Source organism: Polymorphum gilvum SL003B-26A1, assembly GCF_000192745.1.
Taxonomy (GTDB): domain Bacteria; phylum Pseudomonadota; class Alphaproteobacteria; order Rhizobiales; family Stappiaceae; genus Polymorphum; species Polymorphum gilvum.
Window position 1 is genome coordinate 1171187 of the sequence record NC_015259.1, and the last position, 18955, is coordinate 1190141.

At 69.2% G+C, this 18955-nt stretch carries 16 protein-coding genes; 9 read left to right on the plus strand and 7 right to left on the minus strand.

Going from position 1 to position 18955, the window contains the following annotated elements:
* The first annotated feature begins 8 nt into the window (after window positions 1-8).
* Genes acsA through SL003B_RS05540 form a run of 5 tightly spaced genes read left to right on the plus strand, consistent with a single transcriptional unit; the run spans window position 9 to window position 6281 of the window.
* Entirely contained in the window at window positions 9-1790 is a 1782-nt protein-coding gene (acsA, locus tag SL003B_RS05520) for an acetate--CoA ligase (protein ID WP_013651837.1), read from the plus strand.
* Complete coding sequence (pdhA, locus tag SL003B_RS22685; RefSeq protein ID WP_013651838.1) at window positions 1787-3784, plus strand: pyruvate dehydrogenase (acetyl-transferring) E1 component subunit alpha; 1998 nt, start codon at window positions 1787-1789, stop codon at window positions 3782-3784. Before acsA ends, pdhA begins: the two co-directional genes overlap by 4 nt.
* A 3-nt stretch (window positions 3785-3787) precedes the next feature.
* Entirely contained in the window at window positions 3788-5023 is a 1236-nt protein-coding gene (locus tag SL003B_RS05530; protein ID WP_013651839.1) for a dihydrolipoamide acetyltransferase family protein, read from the plus strand.
* A complete protein-coding gene (locus SL003B_RS05535; protein ID WP_013651840.1) occupies window positions 5020-5265 on the plus strand; it encodes an acyl carrier protein in 246 nt (81 codons plus the stop codon). The genes SL003B_RS05530 and SL003B_RS05535 overlap by 4 nt, the downstream gene beginning before the upstream one ends.
* Window positions 5266-5309: 44 nt before the next feature.
* Window positions 5310-6281 (plus strand): ribose-phosphate diphosphokinase, encoded by a 972-nt coding sequence (locus SL003B_RS05540; protein ID WP_013651841.1) that lies wholly within the window; start codon window positions 5310-5312, stop codon window positions 6279-6281.
* On the opposite strand, the gene SL003B_RS05545 is transcribed toward SL003B_RS05540, so the two are convergent.
* The 6 genes from SL003B_RS05545 to SL003B_RS05570 all read right to left on the minus strand — a co-directional run bounded on the left by SL003B_RS05545 (window position 6255) and on the right by SL003B_RS05570 (window position 13368).
* Window positions 6255-7283 (minus strand): hypothetical protein, encoded by a 1029-nt coding sequence (locus SL003B_RS05545; RefSeq protein WP_013651842.1) that lies wholly within the window; start codon window positions 7281-7283, stop codon window positions 6255-6257. The two genes, SL003B_RS05540 and SL003B_RS05545, sit on opposite strands and share 27 nt — an antisense overlap.
* A gap of 36 nt (window positions 7284-7319) precedes the next feature.
* Complete coding sequence (locus SL003B_RS05550) at window positions 7320-7748, minus strand: DUF2267 domain-containing protein (RefSeq protein WP_013651843.1); 429 nt, start codon at window positions 7746-7748, stop codon at window positions 7320-7322.
* 139 nt (window positions 7749-7887) lie between these two features.
* A complete protein-coding gene (locus SL003B_RS05555; protein WP_013651844.1) occupies window positions 7888-9213 on the minus strand; it encodes an aspartate aminotransferase family protein in 1326 nt (441 codons plus the stop codon).
* 7 nt (window positions 9214-9220) lie between these two features.
* Entirely contained in the window at window positions 9221-9646 is a 426-nt protein-coding gene (locus SL003B_RS05560; RefSeq protein ID WP_013651845.1) for a universal stress protein, read from the minus strand.
* Between the two features lie 10 nt (window positions 9647-9656).
* Entirely contained in the window at window positions 9657-12302 is a 2646-nt protein-coding gene (locus SL003B_RS05565; RefSeq protein ID WP_013651846.1) for a TRAP transporter permease, read from the minus strand.
* 100 nt (window positions 12303-12402) lie between these two features.
* Complete coding sequence (locus tag SL003B_RS05570; protein ID WP_013651847.1) at window positions 12403-13368, minus strand: TAXI family TRAP transporter solute-binding subunit; 966 nt, start codon at window positions 13366-13368, stop codon at window positions 12403-12405.
* A 167-nt stretch (window positions 13369-13535) separates the two neighbouring features.
* Here SL003B_RS05570 and SL003B_RS05575 point away from each other — a divergent pair, with 167 nt between their 5' ends.
* Window positions 13536-14456, plus strand: coding sequence for a MurR/RpiR family transcriptional regulator (locus tag SL003B_RS05575; protein ID WP_013651848.1), 921 nt, complete (start codon window positions 13536-13538; stop codon window positions 14454-14456).
* A gap of 113 nt (window positions 14457-14569) precedes the next feature.
* Here the strand turns inward: SL003B_RS05575 and SL003B_RS05580 are convergent, their stop codons facing one another.
* Window positions 14570-15520 (minus strand): LysR family transcriptional regulator, encoded by a 951-nt coding sequence (locus SL003B_RS05580; RefSeq protein WP_013651849.1) that lies wholly within the window; start codon window positions 15518-15520, stop codon window positions 14570-14572.
* Window positions 15521-15702: 182 nt separating this feature from the next.
* Here SL003B_RS05580 and SL003B_RS05585 point away from each other — a divergent pair, with 182 nt between their 5' ends.
* The 3 genes from SL003B_RS05585 (at window position 15703) to SL003B_RS05595 (ending at window position 18879) form a co-directional block, all read left to right on the plus strand.
* Window positions 15703-16764, plus strand: coding sequence for a maleylacetate reductase (locus tag SL003B_RS05585; protein ID WP_013651850.1), 1062 nt, complete (start codon window positions 15703-15705; stop codon window positions 16762-16764).
* A gap of 75 nt (window positions 16765-16839) precedes the next feature.
* Window positions 16840-17727: an intradiol ring-cleavage dioxygenase gene (locus tag SL003B_RS05590; protein ID WP_013651851.1), complete on the plus strand. Its 888-nt coding sequence runs from the start codon at window positions 16840-16842 to the stop codon at window positions 17725-17727.
* Window positions 17728-17907: 180 nt separating this feature from the next.
* Window positions 17908-18879 carry a Gfo/Idh/MocA family protein gene (locus tag SL003B_RS05595; protein WP_041375871.1) on the plus strand — a complete coding sequence of 324 codons (972 nt, stop codon included), beginning with the start codon at window positions 17908-17910 and terminating at the stop codon, window positions 18877-18879.
* Window positions 18880-18955: the final 76 nt, after the last annotated feature.

The window sequence follows — 18955 nt, forward strand, 5'->3', positions numbered from 1 at the left end:
CGGCTGCCATGGAGCGGCCCCGCTTTCAGGGCGAGGACATGACCCGGGAGATCATCCGCAAGGATCCGGCCTACGCCGCTACGGCGAACATGCCGGACTACGCCCGCGAGGCTGCGACCTTCACCTGGCAAGCGGCGCGGGCGCGGCTTTCCGGCCTGCCGGGCGGCCGGCTCAACATCGCCCACGAGGCGCTCGACCGTCATCTCGCCACGCCGGCCGCCGACCGGATCGCCCTGCGCTGGATCGCCCGGGACGGCACGCGCCGCGACTTCACCTACCGCGCCCTGGTTGCCGAGACGGCGCGCTTCGCCGGCGTGCTCAGGGCGCTGGGCGTTGCACGCGGCGAGCGGGTTTATTCCCTGCTCGGCCGGGTCCCGGAGCTCTACGTTGCCGCACTCGGCACGCTGAAGGCCGGCAGCGTGTTCTGCCCGATGTTCTCCGCTTTCGGCCCGGAGCCGATCCAGGCGCGCATGGAGATCGGCGGCGCCCGGGTGCTGGTTACCTCGCAGGCGCTCTACCGCAAGAAGGTCGCCCCGGTGCGCGACCGGCTGCCGGAGCTGAAGGACGTGCTGCTGATCGACGGCGACGGCTCGATCGAGGGCACCCGCGACCTTGCCGCGCTGATGGCGGCGGCGCCGGCAGAGTTTCCGGCCGAGCCGATGGCGCCGGAGGACATGGCGTTGCTGCATTTCACCAGCGGCACGACCGGCCGGCCGAAGGGCGCCGTCCATGTCCACGAGGCGGTCGTCGCCCATCACGTCACGGGCGTCCTGGCGCTCGACCTGCGGCCCGACGACGTGTTCTGGTGCACGGCCGATCCCGGCTGGGTGACCGGTACCTCCTACGGCATCGTCGCGCCGCTGACCGTCGGCGCGACGATGATCGTCGACCAGGCCGAGTACGATGCCGAACGCTGGTACCGGATCCTGGAGGAGGAGAAGGTCACCGTCTGGTACACCGCGCCGACGGCGATCCGCATGCTGATGAAGGCCGGCGCGGAGATGGCGAAGGCGCGCGACCTGTCGCACCTGCGCTTCATGGCGAGCGTCGGCGAGCCGCTCAATCCGGAGGCGGTGGTGTGGAGCGACGTCGTGTTCGGCCGGCCGTTCCACGACAACTGGTGGCAGACCGAGACCGGCGGCATCATGATCGCCAACTACGCTTCGATGGACGTCAAGCCCGGCTCGATGGGCAAGCCGCTGCCGGGCATCGTCGCCGGCATCGTCGAGGCGAGCGCGGCGGGCGTGCGCGAGGTGACGCGGGCGGGGGCGATCGGCGAACTGGCGCTCAGGCCCGGCTGGCCGTCGATGATGCGCGCCTATCTCCACGAAGAGGCGCGCTACGACAAGTGCTTCTCCTGCGGCTGGTACCTGACCGGCGACCTCGCCCTGCGCGACGAGGACGGCTACTACTGGTTCGTCGGTCGCGCCGACGACGTCATCAAGAGTTCCGGCCATCTGATCGGCCCGTTCGAGGTCGAGAGCGCGCTGATGGAGCATCCCGCCGTCGCCGAGGTCGGCGTCATCGGCATTCCCGACGAGACGGCGGGCGAGATCGTCAAGGCCTATGTCGCGCTCAAGCCCGGCCATCGGGAAAGCGAGGACCTGCGTCTCGACCTGCTCGGCCACGCGCGCCGACGGCTCGGTCCGGCGGTCGCGCCCAAGGAGATCGTCTTTCGCCCCGCGCTGCCGAGGACGCGCAGCGGCAAGATCATGCGCCGGCTGCTGAAGGCACGCGAACTGGGCCTGCCCGAAGGCGACCTGTCGACGCTGGAGGGCGACGAAGCATGACCGGCACCAAACCGCATCTCAGCCGCGCCCACGCGCTCGACCTGCTCCGCGCGATGATCCGCATCCGCCGCTTCGAGGCCAAGTGCGCGGAACTCTACACCCAGGAGAAGATCCGCGGCTTCCTGCATCTGTACGACGGCGAGGAGGCGATCGCGGTCGGTGTCATCCCGCTGCTAACGGAGCGCGACCGCATCGTCGCCACCTACCGCGAGCACGGTCACGCGCTGGCGCGCGGCCTGCCGATGGGCGCCGTTCTGGCCGAGATGTACGGCGTGGCGGAAGGCTGCGCCGGCGGGCGGGGCGGCTCGATGCACCTGTTCAGCCGCGAGGCCAATTTCTACGGCGGCAACGCCATCGTCGGCGGCGGCCTGCCGCTCGCCGCCGGGCTCGCGCTCGCCGACCGCATGCGCGGCGAGGACCGGGTGACCGCCTGCTTCTTCGGCGAGGGCGCCGTCGCCGAGGGCGAGTTCCACGAGAGCCTCAATCTCGCCTCGCTGTGGCAGCTGCCGGTGCTGTTCGTGTGCGAGAACAACGGCTACGCCATGGGCACGGCGCTCGACCTGTCGGAGGCGGTGACCGACATCCGCGCCAAGGCGGCCGCCTATGCCGTCGACGGCGAGGTGGCCGACGGTATGGACGTGGTCGCGGTCGAGGCCGCGACGCGGCGCGCGCTGGAAGCCATCCGGGACACCGGCAGGCCCCGTTTCCTGGAATGCCGGACCTACCGGTTCCGCGCCCATTCCATGTTTGACGCCCAGCTCTACCGCGACAAGGCGGAAGTGGAGGAATGGCGCCGCAAGGGGCCGATCGTGCGCTTCCAGGGCTGGCTGGAACAGAGCGGCCTCGTCCATGTGGACGAGATCGCGGCGATCGAGACCGAGGTCGAGGCCGAGATCGCCGAGGCGGTCGCCTTCTCCGAGGCCGGCACCCTGGAGCCGGTCGAGGACCTGACCAAATACGTCATGGCGCCGGAGCGGCCGCTTGCGCCCACTGCGCCCGCGCCGTCCGCCGAGACGGTCGAGACGACCTATCGCGAGGCGGTGCGTGCGGCGATCGTCGACGCCATGACCCGCGACGAGCGCGTCTTCCTGATGGGCGAGGACGTCGGTCGCTACGGCGGCTGCTACGCGGTCAGCAAGGGTCTGCTGTCCGAGTTCGGTCCCGAGCGCATCCGCGATACGCCGCTGTCGGAATCCGGGTTCACCGGTGCCGGCATCGGCGCGGCGATGGCCGGCATGCGGCCGATCGTCGAGGTCATGACGGTCAACTTCTCGCTGCTGGCGCTCGACCAGATCCTCAACACCGCAGCGACCTACCGGCACATGTCGAACAACCAGTTCGGCGTGCCGGTGGTGATCCGCATGGCGACCGGAGCCGGCCGCCAACTCGCCGCCCAGCACTCGCACAGCCTGGAGGGCTGGTACGCCCACATCCCCGGCCTGCGCGTGCTGGCGCCGGCAACCCTGGAGGACGCGCGCGGCATGCTGTGGACCGCGCTGCAAGATCCCGACCCGGTGCTGATCTTCGAGAACGTCATGCTCTACAACCGCACCGGACGGCTCGCCGCCGACGCCGGACCGGTCGACATCGATCGCGCCGCCGTGCGCCGGGAGGGGCGGGACCTGTCGCTGGTCACCTACGGCGGCTCGCTCCACAAGTGCCTGGAGGCGGCCGAGGTGCTGGCCGGCGAGGGCATCGAGGCGGAGGTCGTCGATCTGCGCACGCTGCGCCCGCTCGACATGGACACGGTGCTGGCCTCGGTCGCCAGGACCCACCGCCTGCTCGTCGTCGACGAAGGCTGGCGGACCGGCAGCCTGGCCGCCGAGATCGGCATGCAGGTCACCGAACGGGCCTTCTACGACCTCGACGCCCCGCCCGCGCGCGTGTGCAGCGCCGAGGTGCCGATCCCCTACGCCCGCCATCTGGAGGAGGCGTCCATTCCCCAGGTGCCGGCCATCGTCGCGGCGGCGAAGTCGCTGTTCGGGAGCCGCTGAGCCATGGCCGCCTTCGTCATGCCCTCGCTCGGCGCCGACATGGCGGCGGGCACGCTGGTCGAATGGCTGAAGCAGCCGGGCGACGCGGTGCGGCGCGGCGACGTCGTCGCCGTGGTCGAGACCGACAAGGGCGCCATCGAGGTCGAGTCGTTCCAGGAGGGCTTGCTCACCGGCTATCTGGTCGATCTCGGCCAGAAGGTTCCGGTCGGCACGCCGCTCGCCGTCATCCGGGAGGAAGGCGAAACCGGGGAAGCGGCCGACCTGGTGCCGCCGGTCGCGCGGCCCGCCTCCGAAGCCGGAGCGGATCGGACAGGGATCGGACGGCCTCCGGAGCCGCCCCGGACAGTCTCCGGTGTCGCGGTCGCACCCGGGATCGTGTCTGGAATGGACTCCGGAGGAAGGCTGAAGATCTCGCCGGCGGCGCGCCGGCTGGCGCAGACCCTGTCGCTCGATCCGGCCACGCTCGCCGCCACCGGGCCGCAAGGGTCCATCGTCCTCGCCGATGTGCTCGCCGCCATCGAGGCACACAAGGGCGGGCCGGAGGTCGCCGCGATGCGGCCGGACGGCGGCGAAGGCCTGACCGGCATGCGGGCCGCCATCGCCGCCGCCATGGCGCGCTCCAAGCGCGAGATCCCGCACTACTACCTCGGCCATACCGCCGACGTCACCGCCGCCGAGGCCTTTGTTTCTGAAGTCAATTCTTCCCGTCCGCCGGAAACGCGGCTGCTGCTCGGCGCGCTCTTCGTTAAGGCGGTGGCACGCGCCGCCCGCAAGCACGCCGGCTTCAACGGCCATTTCGAGGCCGGTGTCTTCCGCCCGTCGGAGGCGGTCCACGCGGGCATGGCGGTTGCCATCCGCGGCGGCGGCCTGGTCGCCCCGGCGCTGCACGACGCCGACAGCCTCGACCTCGACACCTTGATGGCGCGCATGCGCGACCTGGTCGTGCGCGTGCGCGCCGGCCGCTTCCGCGCCTCCGAGCTATCCGACCCGACAATCACCGTGTCGAGCCTCGGCGAACGCGGCGTCGAGGCGCTCTACGGCGTCATCTATCCGCCCCAGGTGGCCATCGTCGGGTTCGGGACGCCGATCTCAAGACCTTGGGAACACGAAGGAAACCTGGCAGTGCGGCGGATCGTGACGCTGACGCTTGCCGCCGATCACCGCGTCAGCGACGGCCATGCCGGCGCCCGCTTCCTGGCCGAGATCTCCACCCTTCTGCAGCATCCGGAGGCCCTATGACCCGTGCCGATCTCGAAGCCGTGCTGCGCGCGGAACTGCGCCGGATCGCGCCCGACATCGACGTCGACGCGATCGACCGCTCGGCCGATCTGCGCGACCAATTCGACATCGATTCCATGGATTTCCTCACGCTCGTCACGGCCTTGTCGAAGCGCCTCGGCCTGCCGATGCCGGAGGCCGACTACGGCGAGATGGGTTCTTTCGACGCGCTGCTGGATTACCTTTCGGCGCATCTCGGCTAGGCTGGCGCCAGGGAGTGGTCCCTCCGGCAAGGGAAAGGAAACGCATGCTGTTCTTCGCGCTCCACGGGTCCGACGATCTCGGCCGCGCCATGGCGGCGGCGGGCGGCTTCGCCGTCGCCGAGCATGAGGAGCGCGAGTTCGAGGGCGGCGAGCACAAGGCCCGGCCGCTGGTCGGCGTGCGCGGCGCCGACGTCTACGTCCTGCACGGCCTGCAGGGGCGCCCCGGGGCCTCGGCCAACGACCGCCTGTGCCGGCTGCTGTTCTTCATCGCCGCCTGCAAGGAGAACGGCGCGGCGCGCGTGACCGCGCTCGTGCCCTATCTCGCCTATTCCCGCAAGGACCGCCAGACCAAGCCGCGCGATCCGGTCACCACGGCCTATGTCGCGCGCCTGTTCGAGGCCGTCGGCACCGACCAGGTGGTGACGCTGGACGTGCACTCGATCACCGCGTTCCAGAACGCCTTCCGCTGCCGCACCGTGCATCTCGACACGCGGGCGCTGTTCGCCGACAGGCTGGCGCCCCATGTCGTGGCCGGACCGGTGGCGATCGTCTCGCCCGACGGCGGCGGCATCAAGCGGGCCCAGCTGCTCAAGGAAGCGCTGGAGGCGCGCACCGGGCAACAGGTCGACTTCGGCTTCATGGAGAAGCGGCGCAGTGCCGGCGTCGTCTCGGGTGCGCTGTTCGCCGGCGACATCGAGGGTCGCTCCGCCTTCATCGTCGACGACCTGATCGCCAGCGGCGGCACGCTGCTGCGCGCGGCGAAGGCCTGCCGCGCGCACGGCGCGGCCGCCGTGCATGCCGTGGCGACACACGGCCTGTTCGAGGAGCCTGCGCTGCCGCTGCTGAGCGACCCGGCGCTCGACGGCATGATCGTCACCGACAGCGCCGCACCCTTCGCCGTCGCGCCGGAGCGCTTCGCCGGCAAGCTCGAGGTTCTGTCCGTCGCGCCGCTTCTTGCCGGTGCGGTGGCGCGCCTTGCCGGCGGCGGGTCAATCGAGGCGTTGCTGCAGCCCTGACAGGCGCGCGGCGACGTCGAGATAGGCGCGCGCCTGCCGCGGCCATTTTTCCGGCGTGCGCGGATGGGCGTCGAGCAGGTGGTCGATGGCGAGCCGCGCCCTCAGCAGGGCGCGGAACAGGCCGTAGGCCGTCATGAGATCGGCAGACGGCGGGTGGCCGAGCGCCCTTTCCAGCGTTCCCAGCAGCACCGGAGCGATCCAGTCGGCGCCGAGCATGGTGCATTCGAGCCCGAGATAGTTCATTTCGTCGTAGGGGTCGATGAAGCGCATGTCCGCGCTGAATTCCAGGCAGTCGATGACCACCGGCGGCGACAGCAGGCAGACGTGCTCCGGCCTCAGGTCGCCGTGACCCTCGACGATCAGGCCGGCGGCGATCCGGTCTTCGATCTCGCCGCGGCAGCGGTCCAGCCGGGCTTGGGCCGTCTCCACCAGGGCATCGGTGAAGCGGCCGTCGAGATGGTCGTGAAGCGCGTGCAGATGGCCGGTGTTCTGGGCGCTTTCGTCGTCGAGATGGGCAAGGTAGGGGGTGCCGGAACTCCGTGCCGGGATCCGCGCCGCATAGAAACGGGCCATCTTGTCGGCGAGCGCGTCGATCTCCGGCCGGCTGACTCGCCCGGCCTTGAGCCGGTGGTCGAGCAGGTCCGCCTCCGGCAGGCGGACCATCTCGACCAGCCAGTCGACGACCAGCCCCGCGCCCCCGAGCGACAGGCTGCCGTCGGCGTCGAGCATCAGCGGCACGGTGCCGAGATAGATATCGCCGGCCAGCACCCGGTTCAGCCGCACCTCCTCGCGACAGACATGGGCACGCGCCTCCAGGCTGCGGAAGTCGAGAAACGGAAAGTGGACCGGCTTCTTCAGCTTGTAGACCCGGTCATCGGTCAGGAACACGAAGGACGTGTGGGTTTCCTTCACGTCGACGGCAGCCGTCGGACGGGCATGGCTCTCCGGCCGGGACAGGAACCCGACCTTGTCCGAAAGGGTGATCGCCGCCGCCTCGTTCAAGACCGGATGTCCTCGCGCCGCGTCGTCCGCCTCGCCCTACGGCCAGAGATCGCGCAGTTCCTTGCGCATGGCGTGGCGAACCTGTTCGATCTCGCCGCCGGAGACGTGCCGGTCGAGCAGCCAGAACACCGCCGACACGGCGGCCTCCGGGTCCGCCAGGCTGTCCTTGGAGAAGGCCTTGTCGATCCGCTCCATGAAGGCGGTCTTGCTGCGCGGGTGGACCGGCGTCGACGACGGGTTCCAGCCCTCGTAATAGACGCCGCGCACCAGCAGGGGCAGCTGCGCCGCGAGATCCGCCGCCTCGTCCGGGTTGAGCCAGTCGCGCACCGCGTGCAGCACCGTGCGCAGCAGCAGATAGGAGGCGCGGTTGTCGCGCGGCCAGTCGAGCCTGTCGGAAAGCTCGTTCAGCCATTCCGCCGCGACCTGGACGGAATGGTCGAGGGCGGTGATGCCTGTCGTTGCCATGTCGGTCTCCTTCCCCGTGGCGCGGTCGTCACGGCCGCGTTCCGGCGTCCATGGTGGCGGAAGCGCGACGGCGCGCATTGTCCCTGATCAAACCGGGGGTCGAAAAGAGACGTTGTGCGACCTTGGGGCGAGTGCGACCTCAGGCCAGCGCGCGCGTCACGGCGCCCGCCAGCTTGTCGACCAGTTCGCCGATCTGGTCGTCGGAAATGATGAAGGGCGGCGCGAGCAGAATGTGGTCGCCGTTCACACCGTCGATCGTGCCGCCCATCGGGTAGCAGATCAGGCCCGCCTGGAAGGCCTCCGCCTTGATGCGCGCGGCAAGCCTGCGCGCCGGCTCGAACGGCGCCTTGGTCTCCCGGTCGGCGACCAGTTCCAGGCCGCGGAACAGGCCGCGGCCGCGGATGTCGCCGACATGGGGATGCTGGGCGAAGGCGGCGCGCAGCGCGGCGTCGAGCTTGTCGCCCTGGCTGCGCACGCGCGCCAGCAGGCCGCGGCCGAGGATTGCGTCGAGCACCGCCTTCGCGCCGGCGGCGGCCATGGCGTGGCCCATGTAGGTGTGGCCGTGCTGGAAGAAACCGCTGCCACTGGCGATGGCGTCGTAGAGGCGTCCGGAAGTCAGCAGCGCGCCGATCGGCTGGTAGCCCGCACCCAGGCCTTTGGCGATGGCGATCATGTCCGGGGCGACGCCGTCCTCCTCGCAGGCGAACAGGTGGCCGGTCCGGCCCATGCCACACATCACCTCGTCGAGGATCAGCAGCACGCCGTGGCGGTCGCAGATTTCCCGGATGCGCTTCAGGTAGCCCGGAACGGCGGGCACCGCGCCGGCGGTGGCGCCGACCACCGGCTCGGCGATGAAGGCCATCACCGTTTCCGGACCGAGCCGGCGGATCTCCGCGTCCAGCTCGTCGGCGACCCGAAGCCCGTAGGCTTCCGCACTCTCGCCCTCGGCGCGGTCGCGGTATTCGTAGCACGGCGCGATGTGGGAGGTCTCGACCAGCAGCGGGGCGAACTGTGCCCGCCGCCAGGCGTTGCCGCCGGCCGCCAGCGCGCCGAGCGTGTTGCCGTGGTAGCTCTGCCGGCGGGCGATGACGCGGTGGCGCTGCGGCTGGCCGATCTCCAGGAAATACTGCCGGGCGAGCTTGAGCGCGGCCTCGACCGCCTCGGAGCCGCCGGAGACCAGATAGACCCGCTCCAGGCCCTCCGGCGCGTTGGCGACCAGCAGGTCGGCCAGGTCCTCGGCTGCCTGCGAGGTGAAGAAGCCGGTGTGGGCGAAGGCGATGCGGTCGAGCTGGGCGTGCAGGGCGGCGCGCACGGCCTCGTCGGAATGGCCGAGGCAGGACACGGCGGCGCCGCCGGAACCGTCGAGGTAGCGCTTGCCGGCGGCGTCGACGATGTAGCAGCCGTCGCCGGCGACGGCGACGGGAAGCTGGCCGCTGGTGCTGCGGCCGAAGATGTGATGGGGCATGGTCTCGTTAGTCCCTGACGACGTAGACCGACTGCCGGGCGTGGCGTACCACGCGGGCGGCGTTGGGTCCCAGAAGATAGTCGCGCAATTCCGGTCGGTGCGCGCCGATGACGATGACGTCCACGTTCAGCTTGTCGGCCGCGCGCAGGATCTCGTCGTAGATCGAGCCGTGAAGCACGTGCGGATGCACCTCGACGCCGTCCGGCACGTTGGTCTTGACCCAGTCGGCCAGAGCGACGCCGAAGGCGTGAAGCGCCTCCTTCTCGAAGCCCTTCCTGAAGAAGCCGCCGACGGCGGGCATGCCGAAGTCCGGCAGCACGGAGACGACATGCAGCACGCCGCCGTCGCGCAGCATATCCAGCGCCTCGGCGAGCGGGCGCCGCCAGGTCTTTTCCACCGACAGGTCGACGGGCAGGAGGATCGTGCGGGGCATCGGGCTCTCCTCAGAAGGCGGGCTTGGTCTGGCGCCGGCGCTGCAGGGCGACCACCAGCGCCAGCACCAGCAGTGCCGGAATGTAGAATACTTCCTTCGGCATGCGTTCGGCCGGGATGCGCAGGGCGACGAGTTCGACCTTGCGCTCGGGATGGTAGAAGTCGAAGCCCCGCAGCGCCTGCTGCATCGGCGAGCCGAAGCGCGGTTCGTCCAGCAGCAGGCGGTCGCCGTCGCGCATGATCATGAGCCCGGTCTCGGCCAGCCGCTGCGGTGCCGGCGTGTCGGCGACGATCAGCTGCAGGCTGGTCTCGGTCTGGTTGCCGGTGTTGAAATCGGGCCCGGCGACGCGCAGGCGGAACTCCGCGCCCGGTTCGGCCTCGGCCAGTTCCTGTTCGAAGGCGGCCGGCGGCAGGTCCTCGTGGGCGGGCTGGATGCGGTTGAGCCAGAAGTTGGGCACGAACAGCGTGAAGGCGACGAGCAGCAGCAGCACGGATTCGTACAGGCGCGAGCGGGCGAGGAAATAGCCCTGCGTCGCGGCCGCGAACAGCAGCATCGCCACGGTCGCGGTGACGAAGACGAGCGCCGCCTGCGCCATCCCGGCCGCCGTGCCGAGATCGACGCCGTAGAGGATCAGCGCCGGATTGTAGATGAACAGGAACGGCAGCGCGACGGTGCGCATGGAATAGAAGAAGGCGGTGAAACCGGTGCGGATCGGATCGCCGCCGGAAACCGCGGCGGCGGCGAAGCTGGCGAGGCCGACGGGCGGCGTCACGTCGGCCATGATGCCGAAGTAGAACACGAACAGATGCGCCGCGATCAGCGGCACGATGAGGCCCTCCTGTGCGCCGAGGCTGACCACCACGGAGGCCATCAGCGACGATACGACGATGTAGTTGGCGGTGGTTGGCAGGCCGAGGCCGAGGATCAGCGAGAACAGACCGACCAGCAGCAGCATGAGGAACAGGTTGCCCATCGACAGCTGCTCGACCAGGCCGGCGAGTTCGGTGCCGATCGGCGTGCGGGTGACGGTGGCGACGATGATGCCGGCGGCGCCGGTGGCGACCGCGATGCCGATCATGTTGCGCGCGCCGGCGATCAGGCCGTCGATGAGGTCGCCGACGCCGGCGCGGAATTCCGCGGCGAGGTCGCGCCGGCCGCGCAGCAGCGCCTTGATCGGCCGCTGGGTCAGGATGATCGCCAGCATCATCGCGACCGCGTAGAAGGCGGACTTGGCCGGCGACTGGCGCTCGACCATCAGGAACCACACCAGCACCACGATCGGCAGCAGGAAGTGCAGGCCGGCCGGCACCACGTCCTGCATCTTCGGCAGGTGGATCTGGCGGGCGTTGGGGTCGTCCAGTTCCAGGTCAGGCCGGCGCGCGGCGATCGCGAGCGCGCCGAGGTAGAGGGCGGCCAGCACCGCGGCGACGACCGGTCCGGCGAGACCGGGGGCGGCCGCACGCAGCGCGCCGACGGCCCAGATCGCGCCGTAGAAGACGGCGCCGGCGGCGACGAAGCCGATTGCCACTTTGAGGAACATCTGCAGCAGGCTCTTCGACTCCCCCAGCGCCGGCATGTCGTTCTTCAGCGCCTCGAGGTGCACGATGTAGATCAGCGCGATGTAGGAGATCACCGCCGGGATGAGCGCGTGCTTGATCACCTCGACATAGGAGATGCCGACGAACTCGACCATCAGGAAGGCGGCGGCGCCCATCACCGGCGGCATGATCTGGCCGTTGACCGACGAGGCGACCTCGACCGCGCCGGCCTTCTCGGCGCTGAACCCGACGCGCTTCATCAGCGGGATGGTGAAGGTGCCGGTGGTGACCACGTTGGCGATCGAGGAGCCGGAGATCAGGCCGGTCGCGCCCGAGCCGACGACGGCGGCCTTGGCCGGCCCACCGCGCAGGTGGCCGAGGCCGGCGAAGGCCATCTGGATGAAGTAGTTGCCGGCGCCGGCCTTGTCGAGCAGTGCGCCGAACAGGACGAACAGGAATACGAAGGCGGTCGACACGCCGAGCGGGATGCCGAACACGCCCTCGGTGCTCAGCCACTGGGCGTTGACGATGGCGGTGAAGGAACGGCCCTCGTGCTCGATCAGTTCAGGAATGAGCCAGCCTTGGCCGAAATAGGAATAGGCGAGGAAGATGGAGGCGACCACCGTGAGTGCCGGGCCGAGCGCGCGACGCGATGCTTCCAGCAGCACCAGAATGCCGATCGAGCCGACGACGATCTGGGTCTGGGTCGGCAGGCCCTCGCGGGCCGAGGCCGAGATCTCGCGCGCGAACCAGAACACGTACAGGGCGCAGCCGCCGGCGGCGAGGGCGAGCGCCCAGTCGTAGAGCGGGACGTGACGGCGCGGCGCGTTCCTGTAGGCGGGATAGGCGAGGAAGGCCAGGAACAGGGCCAGCGCCAGGTGCATCGGGCGGGTTTCGGCCGAACCGAGGATCTTCAGGAAGTCCAGCGACTGGGCGAACCAGAACTGCGGTTCGGCGATCCAGATCTGGAACAGGGACCAGAACAGCGCGATGCCCGCGATCAGCAGCGCGACGGGCCGGCTGGTCGGCGCGCGCGCGCCGGAATCGGTGCTGGCGACCAGGTCCTGGAGTTCGTCTTCGGTGAACTGGCGCCCCTGCGGCGCATTCTGATCCGTCATCGGGGCGCTCCCGGCACTGCGGTTGGTCGATCCGGCGCCCGTCCGCGGCGCCGCGGACGGACGCGGGCCGCCGGCGGCGCCCGCGTCCGTCGCGCTCAGCCTAGTTGAGCAGGCCCGCTTCGCGGTAGTAGCGCTCCGCGCCCGGATGCAGCGGCGCCGAGTTGCCGTCGGTGACCATCGCCTTGGGGTCGAGGTTGGCGAGCGCCGGATGCAGGCTCTTGAACTGGTCGAGGTTCTCGAACACAGACTTGACCACCGCATAGACCACGTCGTCCGGCACCTCTGCGGAGGACACGAAGGTCGCGCCGACACCGAAGGTGGTCACGTCCGCGTCTGTGCCGCGATACATGCCGCCCGGGATGACCGCGGTGCGGTAGAACGGATTGTCGGCGATCAGCGTGTCGATCGCCTCGCCGGTGACGTTGACCAGCACCGCGTCGCAGGAGGTGGTCGCTTCCTGGATCGCGCCGGAGGGGTGGCCGACGGTGTAGACCATGGCGTCGACGTTGTTGTCGCACAGGGCGGCGGCCTGTTCGGCCGGCGGCAGTTCGGAGGCGACCGAGAAGTCGCCGGTGGTCCAACCCTTGGCCGCCAGCACCACGTCCATCGTGCCGCGCTGGCCGGAGCCCGGGTTGCCGATGTTGACGCGCTTGCCCTTCATGTCGTCGAAGTCCTTGATCCCGGAATCGGCGCGAGCGACTACGGTGAAAGGTTCTGGGTGCAGCGAGAAGACCGCGCGCAGGCCCTCGAAGGCGCCGCCTTCCTCGAAGCGGGAGGAGCCGTTGTAGGCATGGTACTGCCAGTCGGACTGGGCGACGCCGAATTCCAGCTCGCCCGAGCGGATGGCGTTGATGTTGAAGATCGAGCCGCCGGTCGATTCCACGCCGCAGCGGATGCCGTGCTCGGCGCGACCGCGGTTCACCAGGCTGCAAATCGCGCCGCCCGCCGGATAGTAGACGCCGGTCACGCCGCCGGTGCCGATCGAGATGAAGCTCTGCTCGGCGGCCGAAACGGCACCGGTCATCAGGGCGAGCGCGGTGGTCGCCCCCAGGATCGTTCTTTTCATGACATTACCTCCTGTTGCTTGAAACTGGTCACATGCGTAAAGGCCAGCTAAGCCTCTCTCGGGATCCCTCTGTGCGATAGAATACAAATGTGTTGTAATCGTCAACTCGCCAAATCGAATGTGTTATCTTGCGCTCGTCGCAACGGTGCGGAGGAGAATGCGGCCCGATGACGGACAGCCTGCCGAGGGAGACCGGCGCCGACGCCTGCCGGTGTCCCGAGACCATGCCGGCTCTGCGCCAGTGCCTTGCCGGCCTGGCCACCGACGCGCCGCCGCAACTGGCCAAGCTCGCCCACTGGCTGATCGATCGGCCGGAAGAGATCGCCTTCAATTCGGTGCGCATGCTCGCTGCCCTCGCCGACTGCAACGCCAACACGGTCGTGCGTCTTGCCCGCACGCTCGGTCACACCGGCTACGATCCCTTGCGTGCGGCCGTGCAGGAGATGCTGCGGACGCCGCCGTCCGGCTATGCGGCGCGGGCAGCGGCGCTGGCGACCCGGGGCGCGGCCGACGTCTTTGCGGAAATGAAGTCGGCCGCCCACGCCAACATCGACCTGCTGTTCACGCCCGAACTGTCGGCCGGGCTGTCGGAGTGCATCGACGCGCTGCTCAACGCCCGCCAGGTCCACTGCATCGGCGTGCGCAGCTGTTTCGCCGTCGCCCACTACTTCACCTATGTCGGCGCGATGGCCTTTCCCAATATCCGTCCCGCGCCGGGCCAGCCGGGCCAGATCCTCGACACGCTGTCTGCCTGCACGCCCGACGATGTGGTCATCGCCGTCTCCTATGAGGACTATTCGCTTGAGGTCGTGCGCGGCTGCCAGATCGCGCGGGAAAGCGGCGCGCGCGTGCTGGCGCTGACCGACAGCTATGCCTCGCCGATCGCCGAGGGCGCCTGGCAGGTGATCCGTCTGCCGATGGCCGGTCCGCACTTGCTGCCCTCGCTGGTGACCGCCTTCCACCTGGTCGAACTGCTGCTGGCCGAGCTTTCCGCGCGCGATCCGAAGACGGAGGCGCGCGTGCGCGATTTCGAGGCGCGCCTGCTCCACTACGGCGGCTACGTCCGGCGCGGCCAGGCCGACCGGTAGTCCGGGCCGGCCGCGCCAGCAGGTCTCCAGCCGGCTTCCGGCGGGTCTTCGGCAGGAAGCCGGCGAGTCTCAGGAGGGAAGTGGGACGGTCTCAGGTGTCGGTCGAAACAGGCTCACGATCCCGGCACGAGGGCCTGTTCGTGGCGCTTGATCTGGTGTCTAAGTGTCTCGAATTCTTTGCGAATATGCCTGGAGAAGGTGTCGACGGCCGGCGCGTTGGGGGCGCCCGTCAGGCGTAGCAGGCCGAGTGCCCGGTCCGGATGCGGAATCCGGAACGGCAAGGCAGATATCCCCCGGTCGCGGTGGAACGCGAAAACCGCGCCATGGGGGAGTATCGTCAGCGCGTCGGTCCGCGTCATGTAGGTGAGCACGCTGGCGAGCGAGCCGCCGGAGTAGCGGATCTTGATCCCGCTCACCCCGAGCGACAGCAGGATGGCGTGCAGGTCGGCGTGCAGCGGGCTGTCGGGGGGCGGCGCGATCCAGGGAAAGTCCAGTAGATCCAGGGCTTTGGGATCCGGCTTGGCGAGCAGGGGATGAGTCGCGGCGCAGGCGATGACGTTGCGGCCCGGCAGCAGTTCCTGGAACGTCAGGCCCGAGCCCTCGTCCAGGAGGTCGATCGGGCAGACGGCGAGATCGATGCGGTCGCTTTCCAGCGCCGCCCGCAGGTCGGCCAGGTAACCATAGGACTGGTCGATGCGCACGTCCGGGCACAGGGTCTGGAAATCGGCCGCCATCCCCGAAATCAGCGCGTCCATGAAGAACGGCGTGCCGCCGATGCGCACCACACCGGCTTCGCCTCGCCGGAAATTCACCAATGTTTCCGATGCTTTGCGCGACGCGGCACGCATCGTCTGGCCGTGCTCGGCGAGTGCCCGGCCGAGCGGGGTCGGCTGCAACGGCCGGTGCCCCTTGAGGAACAGAGGTTCTCCCAGCCGCCTTTCCAGCATCGCCAGGGTCCGCGACACGGCGGGCTGCGACAGGCCGAGCAGCGCCGCGCCCTCGGTGACGCTGCCGGCCTGGACCACGGCGGCGAGCTGGATCAGGTGCCGTTCGTCGAGTTTCATAGCGATCTGCTATATAAAATCAAAAAGAAATCATCAATCGATACGCGTCACCCTGCTATCCTTGCCTTCGGACCGTTCGTTGTCCGATCCTTCTGACCAACCGAAACCCACCGCCTGGCCGAATGCCGGCTGCGGGTTCGGCGTCGACCTTATCCCCGGGCGCGCAAGCCGGAGACCTGACGATGATCGCTCCCTTCACCTACACCGGCAATCCGGCCAAAATCGTGTTCGGCCCCGGCCAGCGCGACGGCGTGGCGGGATGGATGGACAAGATCGGCTGCGCCCGCGCGCTGATCCTGTCCACCCCCGCGCAGCGGGCGGAGGCCGAGGCGCTCGCGGGTCGGCTGGGGGACAAGGCCGTCGGCGTCTTTGCCGGCGCCGCCATGCATACCCCTGTGGAGGTGACCGAATCCGCCCTGGAGCAGGTGCGCGCCGTCTCTGCCGACTGTGTGGTAGCCCTCGGCGGCGGCTCGACCACCGGCCTCGGTAAGGCCATCGCCTATCGCACGGATATCCCGCAGATCGTGATCGCAACCACCTATGCCGGATCGGAGGTGACGCCGATCCTCGGCCAGACCGAGAACGGCGTGAAGACCACCGTCCGCGATCCGAGCATCCTGCCGGAAGTGGTCATCTACGATCCGGACCTTACCCTCGGCCTGCCGCTCGCCATGAGCGTGACCAGCGGCCTCAACGCCATGGCCCACGCCGCCGAAGGGCTCTATGCGCAGGACCGCAACCCGGTCTCGACGCTGATGGCGGCCGAGGGCCTGCGCGCCTTCCGCGACGCCCTGCCGGTCATCGTCCGCGATCCGGCCAATGCCGAGGCGCGCGGCGAGGCGCTCTACGGCGCCTGGCTGTGCGGCACCGTGCTCGGCACCGTCGGCATGGCGCTGCACCACAAGATCTGCCACACGCTCGGCGGCAGCTTCGACACCCCGCATGCGGAAACCCATGCGATCCTGCTGCCGCACACGATCGGCTACAACGCCGGTGCCGTACCGGAGCTGCTGGCACCGGTCTCTGCCGTCTTCGGCGGGTCGCCCGGGGCGGCACTGTTCGATTTCGCCGCGTCGATCGGGGCGCCGTCGGCGCTCAGGGACCTTGGCCTGAGCGAGGCCGACCTCGACCGGGCGGCGGATCTGGCCGTGCGCAATCCGTACTGGAATCCGCGCCCGATCGATCGCGAGTCGATCCGCGCGCTGCTGCAGGATGCTTGGGAAGGGCGCCGCCCTGCCGTCTAGGTAATTGATTTTCTTGGGATGAATCGAGGTGGACAGCAGGGGCTGCGCCGCCGGAATCGCGAGGACTGAAGCGCAATGAGCGAGCACGAGACGGGCTATTTCACGGAGGAAACCTCCATCGAGGTCGTCACCGGCCGTAACCGCTCGGCCTCGGACGAGCGCCTGAAGCAGGTCATGGAGGTCGTCACCCGCAAGCTGCACGAGGCGGTCAAGGAGCTCGAGCCGACCCAGGAGGAATGGTTCGAGGCGATCCGCTTCCTGACCGAAACCGGGCACCTGTGCAACGAATGGCGGCAGGAGTTCATCCTGCTGTCGGACGTGCTCGGCGTGTCGATGCTGGTCGACGCCATCAACAACCGCAAGCCGTCGGGCGCCTCGGAAAGCACGGTGCTCGGGCCGTTCCATGTCGCCGACGCGCCGCTGCGCGCAATGGGGGATAACATCTGCCTCGACCAGAAGGGCGAGGACATGCTTGTCCGCGGCCGCATCCTCGACACCGACGGCCGCCCGATCGCCGGCGCGATCCTCGACGTCTGGCAAGCCAACGACGAAGGCTTCTACGACGTCCAGCAGAAGGGCATCCAGCCGGACTTCAATCTGCGCGGTGTGTTCCGCACGGGCGCGGACGGCTGCTACTGGTTCCGTGCGGTGAAGCCGAAGTTCTATTCGATCCCCGACGACGGCACGGTCGGCAAGTTGTTGCGGCGTCTCGGCCGGCATCCGTTCCGGCCGGCGCACCTGCACTACATGATCAAGGCCGACGGCTTCGAGACGCTGATCACGCACATCTTCGATCCGGACGATCCTTACATCGGCTCGGATGCTGTGTTCGGCGTCAAGGCGAGCCTGCTGGCCGCCTTCAAGAGCATTGACGATCCGACCCGTGCCGCCGAACTCGGCTTTGCGGGGCGCTTCTGGGAGGTGGAGCACGACTTCGTGCTGGCGCGGTCGGCCGGGTCCTGAGAGCGTCTGCGGCCGCCGGCGGCCGCACCGGACGGCGTCGGCGTGCCTCCCGGTCCGGGGTGTCCGAAACGAAAAGCGATCGCTCCGCGTCACGGAATGTCTTGGCGGTCAGAGGTCGATTTTGCTTCCCTCGCGGCCTCGGATCTCTCCTTCCTTGAAACGCGGACGGTGCGTCAGGACATGCTCAACCTCGCAATCTTCGGTTCCGGCCGCTGGGCCGAACGGCTCGTCGGCTCGGTCCAGGGCAAAAGCGACAGGGTCGCCTTCAAGGCCGCTGCCAGCCGCACTCCCGATGCGCACCGGGACTTCGGCGAGGAGTTCGGTCTTGCGGTCGTCAGCCGCGACGAGGCCATCGCCGATCCGGCAATCGATGCGGTGGTGATCGCAACGGCCCATTCCGATCATCGCGACCTGGCGGTGAGCGCCGCAGCGGCGGGCAAGCATGTCTTCGTCGAAAAGCCGCTGGCGCTGACCAGCGCCGACGCCAGGGCGATGATCCAGGCCTGCGACAAGGCCGGCGTGGTGATCGCCCACGGCTTCAACCGCCGCTTCGCTCCGGCCTACCAGGACATGCTGAGGCGCCTGTACGGCTCCGAGATCGGCGAGCTGCTGCACCTGGAAGGCCAGTTCTCCGGTCCTTCCGGCTACATGCTCAAGCCCGGCATGTGGCGGGCGGAGCGGGCCGAGTGTCCGGCCGGCGCCATGACGGCGCGCGGCATCCACGCTCTCGACGCCATGATCGCCATGGCCGGCCCGGTGAAGACCGTCTATTGCCACAGCGAGACCCGTGTCCTGCCGGTCGACGTCGACGACGTGACCTCCGCCCTGCTGCGCTTCGCCAGCGGGGCGACCGGCTACATCGCGTCCCACCATGCCACCGGCGAGATCTGGCGGCTCCAGGTCTATGGCTCCAAGGGCTGGATGGAGATGCGCGGCGACGGCGACCTGCTTATCCGCACGCTCGGCAACGAGCCCGAGGCCATTGCCATGGCTCCGCTCGACAAGGAACGGGCGGAACTCGAGGCCTTTGCCGATGCGGTTGCCGGCAGCCGCCCGTATCCGGTCACCAATGCCCAGGCGCTCAACGGCATCGCGGTCATCGAGGCGATGGTCGCTTCGGCGGTCTCTGGCGCGCCGCAATCGATCCGTTAGCCTCCACACACTCCGTCCGACTTGCATGCGCCGGCGCTGCAGGAATAATGGGATTCGTCAGGGTGGCGAGCTTGGA